The following is an 11,172-nucleotide window of genomic DNA, read 5'->3' as shown; positions in this document are numbered from 1 at the left end:
ACCAAGTAAGCGAAGAAGCGAAAATAGCTTCTCTTCTTAGAGTTGGTCAAAAATAAACCAAAACCGAGTTTAAGTAGGGAGCCTTGACAGTTTCGTTCATATCAGGAGGCTCCCCGGCACGCCCGCGGAAAGCGAAGTGCCTGGAGCGGAAATCAACAGACAAGTTTAATAGCCTATTTTAAAGAAATAATGTAAGGATTTCTTACACCATGGAGGACAGGTCCTGTCCTTCTGATTATAATCCACTATATGGAATCTATTCAGGAAGAAATATCTAATCCTTGATTCACACTTTACATAACATAAAAAAATTAACCTAAATCATACTACTATTTGTCCAATGACAGGAAGAATTAGAGATATATAATATAAGGTAGAGAAGTAGGTTTTTAACCTTTTGCTTTGCCTCAACCATAGGGACGGCAAATAGGACCCTGCTGGCAGGAGTTGAAGGATAGAGGGGGGATGTTATGGAGAGATGGTAAAATCCGCTGTTAATTTTTTAAATATTCGTTCAATTGAATTTACGCATCATTGTTTCACTAGAAAAGCATGTTAAATAACCAATAAGGGGGAAATTTGTTGAAAACGCAAATTGAACAAAATGGTATTGTTACCCTGACGCCTGAAGCAGCTAATGGTTTAAGTAACAGTGAAATGTGGAATGATGACCTGCGCCCAACAACTATGAAGGAACATTCATGGAAAGGGGTGAACTTTGCTACCTTATGGATTGGTATGTGCTTGTGTATTCCTGCTTATACGATGGCTAGTGGCTTGATTTCGTTAGGAATGAATTGGTGGCAGGCAATTGGAACAATTTTTCTTGGAAATGTCATTGTTCTTATCCCTATTTTATTAAATTCCCATGCTGGTACAAAGTTTGGCATTCCCTATCCGGTATTTGCTCGTTTATGGTTTGGCTCAAAAGGTGCCCATATCCCGGCTTTAGCTAGAGCGATTGTTGCTGCTGGGTGGTTTGGGATTAACACCTGGATTGGTACAGGTGCGATTGACACACTTTTATCGGCATCATTTGCTGCTTGGAGAAACATCCCAGGACATACGGCGATTGTATTTGCTTTGTTTTGGGGATTAAATGTAGTTGTTGCTTATAAAGGACCTCAAGCGATGAAAGTCCTTGGCTTAATTGCTACACCGATTGTAGGTATCTCTGCTATTATTCTTTTTATCTGGGCATATACGAATGCAGGAGGCTGGGGGCCAATCCTGGACACGCCATCAAAGTTCACGACCACAGGGGCATTTTTAAAAGTATTTTTCCCTGCATTAACCGGCGTCATTGCCTTTTGGGCAACCCTTGCCTTGAATATTCCTGACTTTTGCCGCTATGCGAAAAGTCAAAAATCACAAATGTTGGCTCAAAGTTTCTCTCTTCCACTTACCATGAGTATCTTCTCCTTTATTGGAATTGCAGTCACATCTGCGACCGTAGTTATTTTCGGGACTGCACTCTGGGATCCCGTTCAATTGCTTGCAAAATTCCCGCCATTCGTTATCTTTTTGGGAACATTAATCATTGTCATTGCGTCCTTAACGATTAATGTCGGGGCAAACATTGTTGCACCGGCCCGTGCCATTGAAAATCTAAATCCAAGACGAATTACCTTTGGCATAGGGGCAATAATCACTGGAATCTTTGCAATCTTAATGCAGCCTTGGTATATCATGGAGAACTTTGGAAACTATATTTTTGGCTGGTTGGGAACGTACGGTGCTTTACTGGGTCCGATTGATGGAATTGCCATTGCGGATTACTGGCTTGTTCGCAAGCGGCAAATGGCCCTTAACGAACTATATGATGTAAACGGCCGCTATAGTTATACATCCGGTTTTAATAAAAACGGTGTTTACGCCCTGATAATTGGTGTCGCTGTTCCTGTACTTGGACTTCTCATCCCAGGTCTTCGCTTTTTGTGGGAAAATGCCTGGACATTCGGATTATTTATCTCGATTATCGCTTACACCTACTTAATGAGAGGGGATCAAAGTGTTCTAAAACCAGGAGAATATGAAAAGATTACGGCATTCAAATCGTCAACTCCGGGTAATAAAGCAGATTCAGTTGCACATAATGAAACAGAATTCTTTTATTAAAAAAATGAGTGTCAGGCACCTTTGGGTGCCTGACACTCATTTTTGTTTTACTTCCTAGTATTAAAAATCCGATTATTTTGAAATATATCGGGAAATGTAGGATAATTACGCTTGGTATTTCTTAAATTACATTTAAATATACTCAGGCTATTAGCGGCCTTAGCTTAATTGGAGGGGATTCTTTATGGAAATAGGTGTAAGCACGTTTGTCGAGACCACGCCAGATGTGAAAACTGGGAAGGTGATTAGTCATGCGCAACGGATCCGTGAAGTGGTGGAGGAAATTGTCCTTGCAGATCTGGTTGGACTCGATGTTTTTGGTGTCGGTGAGCATCATCGCGAGGATTTTGCGGCCTCTTCTCCTGCCGTTGTGTTAGCTGCTGCCGCTTCACAAACCAATCGAATCCGATTAACCAGTGCGGTAACGGTTCTGTCTTCCGCGGATCCGGTTCGAGTTTTTCAGGATTTTGCAACACTTGATGCGATTTCAAATGGCCGGGCCGAGATCATGGCAGGCAGGGGCTCTTTTATTGAGTCGTTTCCGCTGTTTGGCTATGATTTAAAAGACTATGATGAATTATTCGACCAGAAACTAGAGCTATTATTAAAAATACGAGAGTCGGAGAAAGTGACCTGGGATGGCGGCCATCGACCAGCTATCCAAAATCTCGGTGTGTACCCTAGGCCGGTTCAAGATCCTTTGCCTGTTTGGATTGGAAGTGGAGGCAGTCGTGATTCCGTAATTCGTGCAGGTCTGCTGGGGTTGCCACTCGTTCTAGCCATTATCGGCGGGCGCCCGCTGCAATTTGAGCCACTTGTAAGACTTTATAAGAAAGCAGCCGTTCACGCTGGTCATGATGTGTCTAAACTATCGGTTGCCTCGCACTCGCACGGTTTCATTGAGGAAACGAGCGAAATAGCAGCTGAGAAGTTTTTCCCTTCTACCCAGCAGGTTATGAATAAATTAGGACGCGAGCGCGGATGGGGGATGTATGACCGTTCTAGCTTTGATGCGGCTCGCAGTTTGGAAGGAGCATTGTACGTAGGGGATTCGAAAACAGTAGCCGAGAAAATCATCCATTTACGGAAGAATGTTGGAATCACACGGTTTATGCTTCACTGTCCTGTTGGTTCCATGCCCCATAATGATGTAATGAAAGCCATCGAACTATTAGGAAAAGAAGTTGCTCCTATCGTTAGAAATGAAATAGGGAGATGGGAAGCTGAAAACGATCTGTGAATCCAATGAATCTGAAAGGTGATTAAAGTGGATGAACTTCAAAGTAAATGCTGGCTAATTAAGAATGTTTTTCAAATAGATGTACAAGCCATTGATCATCAATTTCAAACCATTTTACATATATCTGATGATAGTGACCCCCTCCTATTTGTGGAGGCACGCAAGAAAATCTATTTGGATCTTAAAAATGCATTAGAAGCAGCCAATAAAAATAGTTTTTGTTTTCATACAGATTCTTTCCAACTTTCGTATTTGGCAGCGGCCCTGCACATGGATGAACAATTTCATGGAATGGTTATCGTCGGACCTTTCATGTTAGAAAAGATCACTGACCATTTTATCTGGAGTGTTATCAGAGAAAATCGGCTTGAAAATAATTGGGGTAAACCCCTTGAGAAGTTTTATAAATCATTGCCATATTTGGGACAATCCTACTTAGCAATTGGTGATCTATTAGTGAATCTATTAACGAATCCGCGAGTTGACTCCCAATTTGTTACGGCTCTAAATCATAATGAGCATAATCAACCGGAGGTACAGCCTCTGGATTATGATCAAGATGGTATGGAGGTGAAGCTCAGATATGCCGCTGAAAAGAAATTTTTACATTTTATCGAAATTGGGGATAAAGATTCTGCACTGAAAGCATTGATTGATTTTACAGGTGACTTTTCCTATAGAGTTCCAGGGAATCCTTTACGGGCGAAAAAAAATCTTAGCTTTTCAAGTAATACAATGAATCGGCTGGCTGTAGCTAAAGGAGGGGTCGAACCTCAATATTTACATGCTATATCGGAAAAATTTGCATTTAAAATTGAGGCTGCTGTGACGATGTCCGATTTAGATGCAATAAATTTCAGTATGGTGGAAGAATATTGTGATGCGGTTAAAAATTTTGCAGTTAAAGGATATAGTACTGTTGTCAAAAAAGCGTTAATGTATATAAATGTCTACTTTAAAGAATCGATCAATGTACAATCTATTGCAGATGAAATCGGTTTTAATCGATCCTATCTTGCCAGGAAATTTAAAGAAGAATTGAAGATTAGTGTGATTGATTATATCCATAATAAGCGGATCAAAGAGGCAATATTTCTTATTGAACAAGGGCGGTTATCTATTACAGATATTGGTATTCAAGTCGGCTTTAGCAGCTATAATTACTTTTGTAAAGTATTTAAAAAAGTAAAAGGTATGACCGCTACGGAGTATAGAGATTGCAAATAGAAAGAAAAGGTGGGGCATGATAAATTCATGTCCTTTTTTATTTTAGGTGAAATGGCGAATTAAAAAATATCATTAAAAGCACAATATTATATAAAAAATATCAATAGTGTGTGTGAATATGGCCTGAAATTGCTAAGATGAAGTTGTACTTACTATTACTAGTGCTTACAAGTTTAGGAGGCATTAAAATGAAAGAAAACCATAAACAGCCGATTTTAGAAGTAAGAGTCAAGAACATCATTGAAGTGGATGGATTAAAATTTAAAGATTTAAATAATAGCGGGAAACTAGAACCATATAAGGATTGGCGTTTGAGTCCGAAAGAACGTGCGGAGAATCTAGTCTCATTAATGAATATCGATGAAAAGGTCGGAATGATGCTTATAAATACGCGTCAAATGGGACTTACTCAAAAAGATAAGAGTAAAACAAGTCATGATGGCGTGTTAGATGAAGGTATTGTTGAAAAAGGCGAAACTATTTTTGCTTTGGCGAAAGTATATGGCACAACGCATACGATTGAGAACATGCATCTGCGCCACTTTATTCTCAGAGATAACTGGAGCCCGGCACAAATGGCCGAGTGGGTCAATACCATGAATGAAGTTTGTGAGGGAACACGTCTTGGGATTCCTTGCTTAATTGCATCGAATTCCAGAAACGAAAACACAGAATTCATTTTTGGGATGAATGATGCAGCTGGGATTTTTTCTACTTGGCCAGGAACGTTAGGACTTGCAGCTGCAGCTAAAGGCGATATAAAAAATGGCGGCGATGCCTCCCTTTTTAGCCAATTTGCCGAAATCGCCCATGATGAGTGGGATGCTGTTGGGTTAAGAAAAGGATATATGTACATGGCGGATACTGTTACGGACCCGAGATGGCAGCGGATCTATGGTACCTTCGGGGAAGACCCGGAATTTATCTCGGATGCCATCGGCCGCATAGTTGACGGCTTTCAGGGGAAGGCCATTGGAAACCATAGTATCGCAATGACTACTAAGCATTTTCCTGGTGGTGGACCAAGGGAAAATGGATTTGACCCACATTATGAAGAGGGGAAATGGAACCTATACCCAACACCTGGAAGCTTAGAAAAGTATCATATGCCTCCGTTTAGAGCAGCAGTAGAGCATGGGACTTCATCGATGATGCCATATTATTCGATCCCTAGCATCAAGAAAAGTGCAGTACAAGAATTCGAAGGTGAAAGCATTCCATTCGAAGAGGTTGGTTTTACCTTTAATGATTATTTCTTAAATTCAATCCTTAGAGAAAAATTAGGCTTCAAAGGCTATATCAATAGTGACAGCGGAGTCACAAGTAAAATGAGCTGGGGCGTTGAAACCTTAAGCGAGGCGGAACGTTTTGCTAAAGCGGTTAATGCGGGCACCGATCTTATTTCTGATACGAACGATATTGAAAACCTTAAGACAGCAATCGAAAATGGCTGGATTAGTGAAGAGCGGATTAATGAAGCGAATGTAAGACTTCTTACAGAGATGTTTGCGTTAGGACTATTCGATGATCGTACCTATGTTTCTCCAGAGAATGCTGCTTCAGTAGTTAGTAATCCTGCTAGCTGGGAAGCCGCATATGAGGCTCATAAAAAATCAGTAACCGTACTAAAAAATACCAACCAGACCTTACCTTTAACAGCTGATATGCTTGGTACTAAGAAAGTTTATGTGGAAGTTTTCCACAAAGAACCAGAGCGGGCTGCAGCTTATACGGAAAATGCAAGACAGGAATGTCAGGAGCTTGGTCAATTTATCTTGACGGATAACTACGAAGAAGCTGACATTGCTATTCTCTTCTTAAGTCCCAAATCTGGAGCATATTTCAATGCAACCCCAGGATTGTTAGAACTTGAAATCTGCGAAGATAAGACAGAAACGGCATTAGATGGTACTACCTATCAGGAAACCACCTTAAGTGGAATGGCCCATCTTAAGGAAGTGGCAGACAGTATCCATATCCGCGGCGGAAAAGTGATTATGAGTGTGAATGTCATTTTGCCATGGATCCTTGGAAACGTTGAGCCTTTAGCAGATGTTCTAATCGCGGGTTACGATACCTACTTTAAGGCACAGTATGAAATTATGGCAGGTAATAGCCGCCCAGTAGGTGTTTTACCGTTAACATTGCCGGCGAGTGAAGCCGTCATTGCGGTTGATGAAGAAGGTAATTGTGTGTCAAGAAATGATGTACCGGGCTATGACAAGGATAAGTATATGCCGGAAGGTCTCCGGTACGCTTATAAAGATCGTGATGGTAATATTTATAAGCTTGGTCACGGATTAACATTTTAATATAAAGTAAAACATTCATAAATCAGAAACTCGCCCAAAAAGATTCGCGGCGAGTTTTTGTATTTAGATTGCTCCATTAAGGTTTTCTTTTGGTGATGCTGCTAAAATCAATTATAATACTAAGGAGAATAAAGATGGTTAAAGGACGGATACGATGACTTTTTTAGAAAAAATAGAACCACATGTAATTAGCCAGGATATCTTAATTCAAGAAATAGTGCTTCATGCCTTACACGATTATCCAAACGTTCCTGAAGAATGGACGTTAAGATTATTGAAGGAAGCGTTTACGAACGAGGACAAGCAATCGTCGATACTAATTTACATTGATAACATGAAGATCAATGAAGAGGGTGTCAAGCTTCTGTTAGAGAATATCCCAAAGATGGATAAGACCCAAATCCACTTGGCAGTGAATTTATTAGAACGGATCGAACCCATGCTTAGCCTTAAATATAAAGAACCGCTGCAAAAGTATCTTAATGAAGAGCATTGGTCTTTAGCTGAACTGATCGTAAAAGGGGGAGAGGAAGAAGTTTGGGAAGAATTTGCACAAAAAATCAATGCTCTCGACAAAGCCAAAACGTATGAACATTCACAATTTATTGAAGCGAAAAAACTTGCTGCTTGTATCGTTCAAAATGGCTGGATCACAGAAGAGGTTATCGAGGAAATTCTGCAAGAGGAATTAAACGAAAAATGGTTTTCATTTCATGGTATCTTGGCTGTATATATGATTGGAATACTGAAACTAGAAAAGTATATCCCCCTCCTAGCTAGTTTGTTGGACCGTGATGATGATACCTTGTTAGAAGAGGTTTCAGCCGCATTAATTGGTTTTCAATCGGATGATGTTGTACAGGCGGTAGAACCATATTTAAAAAATTCCGATTCGATTATTTATGCAAGTTCCGTTGTTGAAAATATTAAATCTGACCGGGCAGTACAGGCTTTAATAAAAGCTTATCGGGGGACAGATGAACTAGATGAACAAGATATGCTGATTGAAGCCCTCTGTCATCAGCTATCTCGAGAAGCATTACCTGTAATAAGTAATCATATGAAAAATGAATACTTCTCTGGCCTAGTTGATATTGAACAGACAGTTTATGGGTATTATTCCATTTTAGGCGAGTCACACCCGGAATTATTGGATTGGAAACTTGCCGCACTTGGAAGAGAAATTGATTTCAGAAATGCTAGCAATCGGGGTGGCAATCCCCAAAGTAGTCCGATTCAAAAGGAAAATAAAGTTGGCAGAAATGATCCATGCCTATGTGGGAGCGGTAAAAAATATAAAAAGTGCTGTGGCAAATAAGGAGAGATGCAGGATGAAGTTGGATAAGGTTCGTTGGGGAATTATTGGATGCGGTGACGTAACGGAAGTGAAAAGCGGCCCAGCTTTCCAAAAAATCAATCATTCAGAATTGGTAGCGGTTATGAGGAGATCAGGGGAACTTGCCGAGGATTATGCAAAACGGCATGGTGTCCCCAAATGGTACGATAATGCCGATGAACTCATTAACGATCCTGAGGTCAATGCAATCTATATTGCCACACCGCCAGGACCACATAAAGAATATACCATCAAGGCAGCAAAGGCAGGGAAACTTGTTTATGTAGAAAAGCCAATGGCTCGCAATTATGCTGAATGCCAAGAAATGATTGCGGCTTGTGAGGAAGCTGGTGTGCCCTTATATGTGGCGTACTATCGCAGGGCACAAGAGCGGTTTTTAAAAATTAAAGAGTTATTGGAAGACGGTGCGATTGGAGAGGTCCGTTTTGTATCGTCTACCCAATACCAAAAGGCTTCTGAAGACGTGTTGGATCCGCAACATCTTCCTTGGAGGGTACAACCCGAATTGGCCGGTGGGGGACTTTTTTTTGATTTAGCCAGCCATACGCTTGATCTTTTAGATTTTCTGCTTGGACCGATTACGTCCGTTCAAGGATTAGCTTCCAATCAAGCTGGGTATTATTCGGCGGAGGATATTGTAACGGGTACATATAAGTTTGAATCTGGGATCCATGGCGTAGGAAATTGGTGTTTCACGGCTTTTGAAGATGTCGATTTGAATGAAATCGTGGGGAGCGAAGGGAAAATCAGCTTTTCCACCTTCGGAAACGAGCCCATCGTTTTGACGACAGCTGGCGGAACAGAACAGTGGAGTTTCGAACGGCCACAGCACGTTCATCAACCACTTGTTGAAACAATTGTTGCAGACTTAACAACTGGTGGTTCCCAGTGCCCAAGTACAGGGGTTTCAGGTGCGAGAACGAACTGGGTCATGGGAGAAATGGTGAGGAATTATTACTAAACTAGTAATGAACTATTGTTGAAAAGGATATAGACTCATTGAAGATGCAGTATGGTTTTAACCATGCTGTATTTTTGTACATATGAAAAATGACACGGGTACTTTTATTTATTTTTCCAGTGTTTTTCATGTATGTAAGCGCATACATTGGTAGTGAGCACTGGAGGTGATGTTGATGATCTATCCTTATGGGTATGATTATATCAAGTACTTAAACGATAAAGATTCACATGGCATCACGTATGAACAATGGAAATGTAAAAATGGGAAAAAATACTCAGACAAGTGCAGACAATGCGGACATGGTAAAGACCGCTTTCAACCTTGTCCAAAGTGCAATTATTAAGCGCCTTTAGGCGTTTTTTTATTGATTTTTAACCTGAAGATGGGACGGCTGCTGTGGATTTTGAAGATGCAATTGCAGAACTATTTTTGGGGATTTCACTAAATATCGAATTCGCTGATTGGACGTGGAAATTCGCTGATAGAACTAGGATTCTTTGAGAGAGATTTCGCTATTCGCTCATTGAAGGGTAGAATTCGCTCAATAGATGCTAGAATTCGCTCATAAAATGCAAATATTCGCCCAGTACATCTAAAACCATCCAATCCTATAACTATAGAATTGGAAAATCATATAAATTTAAACTCAATTTCTCGTGTTTTTAAATAATTTTCTTTTATTGTCAAAAATAAGGTAACTTTTTCGGTAAAATTCATGATATTTTAAGAAAATCAGGATTTAGGAGATACTATTCAAGCAATAAATCAGAACAAGGAGAACATACGACCAATGAAAGATAAAATCCCTTCGTTATCGTCCAACTCATTTTATTTAGGCATGTTGCTAGCGGTGGTTGGAGGTTTTTTAGATGCCTACACTTTTATCAGCAGGGACGGTGTTTTTGCTAATGCCCAAACAGGAAATATGGTACTCCTTGCAGTTAAAGCTGCAAACAGGGAATGGCAAGGAGCGCTGCTTTATATCCCGCCCATTCTGGCTTTTATTTTAGGTGTTTTGGTCTCAGAAATTGCTAAGATTCCCCGGATAAGACATGTCCTGCACAGCTATAGAAGGTCAATTCTTATCTTGGAATGCTTGGTTTTAATTATTGTAGGTCTATTACCAAGCAGTGTACCGAATATCGTGGTAACTGTATGTATAGCGTTTGTCTCGTCTTTACAAATTTCCACTTTCAATAAACTAGACAAGTGGGCTTATAATTCAACGATGACAACAGGAAATCTTCGGACAGCCACACAAGCAGCCTATTTGGCTTTAAAAGAACATAATGAAGAAGCAAAAAAACAATTCAAAGAATTCTTTGCAATTATTCTTTCATTTTTATTAGGTGCATTAACCGGGACATTTTCCACCACCTTCATAGGGAACACATCAATCTGGATCGCCTCGGGTATCTTAGTGATTGCACTTATTTTGTACCATCGTGACCGGGGATATGTTAGCAAATCATTAACCTTTAAATAGATTGTAAGAAGAGGTTGGAACCCAAATCGGGTCCAGCCTCCGTTTTTTTCTATTCATATATTTCTATTCTAGCATTTCCAACTTATAAATGACCTCTCTAAGGGCTTCAATTTCATCGTCCCCTGAAACTTCCAAAATAATCTCTGCCTGTTTAGGAATCGCTAACGATAACAAGCCGAGGACCGATTTTACATTCACCTTTCGTCCTTTATACGTCAGAAAGATATCCGCATTAAATCGAGAAGCATGTTGAACTAATTGATTGACCGGCTGAGCATATAAACCTGCATTTCTGTTGATTGTCACTGTTTGTTGTATCATGATTTCCCCCCCAAGTGCTCTTTCGTATTGTCAAAACTTTTATATTAAAAAAGTTAATAATCCTTGATTTAAAGGGATTTAAATGCAAAAAACTTGCCACCCCCGTGAAATTAGGTTAAAAGTGAGGTTACCACACCGAACACCTAA

Annotated in this window: 8 protein-coding genes and 1 pseudogene; 8 read left to right on the top strand and 1 reads right to left on the bottom strand. The window is 40.1% G+C overall.

The window, feature by feature from the left end:
- The first annotated feature begins 582 nt into the window (after positions 1 to 582).
- The 8 genes and pseudogenes from M3610_RS27055 to M3610_RS27020 all read left to right on the top strand — a co-directional run bounded on the left by M3610_RS27055 (position 583) and on the right by M3610_RS27020 (position 10,704).
- Complete coding sequence (locus tag M3610_RS27055; RefSeq protein ID WP_251463567.1) at positions 583 to 2,118, top strand: NCS1 family nucleobase:cation symporter-1; 1,536 nt, start codon at positions 583 to 585, stop codon at positions 2,116 to 2,118.
- Positions 2,119 to 2,302: 184 nt separating this feature from the next.
- The gene (locus M3610_RS27050) at positions 2,303 to 3,358 is read left to right on the top strand and encodes an LLM class flavin-dependent oxidoreductase (protein ID WP_251463566.1); all 1,056 of its coding nucleotides are present in this window, start codon (positions 2,303 to 2,305) and stop codon (positions 3,356 to 3,358) included.
- A 27-nt stretch (positions 3,359 to 3,385) separates the two neighbouring features.
- Positions 3,386 to 4,585 carry a helix-turn-helix transcriptional regulator gene (locus M3610_RS28400; protein WP_251463565.1) on the top strand — a complete coding sequence of 400 codons (1,200 nt, stop codon included), beginning with the start codon at positions 3,386 to 3,388 and terminating at the stop codon, positions 4,583 to 4,585.
- 188 nt (positions 4,586 to 4,773) lie between these two features.
- Positions 4,774 to 6,897 (top strand): glycoside hydrolase family 3 protein, encoded by a 2,124-nt coding sequence (locus M3610_RS27040; protein WP_251463564.1) that lies wholly within the window; start codon positions 4,774 to 4,776, stop codon positions 6,895 to 6,897.
- A gap of 1,225 nt (positions 6,898 to 8,122) precedes the next feature.
- Positions 8,123 to 8,215, top strand: a pseudogene (locus M3610_RS28565) (SEC-C metal-binding domain-containing protein); the annotation flags it as partial.
- 13 nt (positions 8,216 to 8,228) lie between these two features.
- Positions 8,229 to 9,215, top strand: coding sequence for a Gfo/Idh/MocA family protein (locus M3610_RS27030; RefSeq protein ID WP_251463562.1), 987 nt, complete (start codon positions 8,229 to 8,231; stop codon positions 9,213 to 9,215).
- A 175-nt stretch (positions 9,216 to 9,390) separates the two neighbouring features.
- Complete coding sequence (locus M3610_RS27025; RefSeq protein WP_251463561.1) at positions 9,391 to 9,561, top strand: hypothetical protein; 171 nt, start codon at positions 9,391 to 9,393, stop codon at positions 9,559 to 9,561.
- A gap of 447 nt (positions 9,562 to 10,008) precedes the next feature.
- Positions 10,009 to 10,704: a YoaK family protein gene (locus M3610_RS27020; RefSeq protein WP_251463560.1), complete on the top strand. Its 696-nt coding sequence runs from the start codon at positions 10,009 to 10,011 to the stop codon at positions 10,702 to 10,704.
- 63 nt (positions 10,705 to 10,767) lie between these two features.
- Here M3610_RS27020 and M3610_RS27015 read toward each other — a convergent pair whose 3' ends face one another.
- Complete coding sequence (locus tag M3610_RS27015) at positions 10,768 to 11,025, bottom strand: HPr family phosphocarrier protein (protein WP_251463559.1); 258 nt, start codon at positions 11,023 to 11,025, stop codon at positions 10,768 to 10,770.
- Positions 11,026 to 11,172: the final 147 nt, after the last annotated feature.

Source organism: Neobacillus sp. MER 74, from assembly GCF_023714155.1.
The sequence above is the reverse complement of the archived record's forward strand: the minus strand, read 5'-3'. Positions and strand labels throughout refer to the sequence as shown.

What these genes read in the sequence shown, in the direction of transcription:
- M3610_RS27050 (WP_251463566.1), top strand. Translation starts at nt 2,303, where the DNA reads ATGGAAATAGGTGTAAGCACGTTTGTCGAGACCACGCCAGATGTGAAA.
- M3610_RS27040 (WP_251463564.1), top strand. Translation starts at nt 4,774, where the DNA reads ATGAAAGAAAACCATAAACAGCCGATTTTAGAAGTAAGAGTCAAGAAC.
- M3610_RS27030 (WP_251463562.1), top strand. Translation starts at nt 8,229, where the DNA reads ATGAAGTTGGATAAGGTTCGTTGGGGAATTATTGGATGCGGTGACGTA.
- M3610_RS27025 (WP_251463561.1), top strand. Translation starts at nt 9,391, where the DNA reads ATGATCTATCCTTATGGGTATGATTATATCAAGTACTTAAACGATAAA.
- M3610_RS27020 (WP_251463560.1), top strand. Translation starts at nt 10,009, where the DNA reads ATGAAAGATAAAATCCCTTCGTTATCGTCCAACTCATTTTATTTAGGC.
- M3610_RS27015 (WP_251463559.1), bottom strand. Translation starts at nt 11,025, where the DNA reads ATGATACAACAAACAGTGACAATCAACAGAAATGCAGGTTTATATGCT.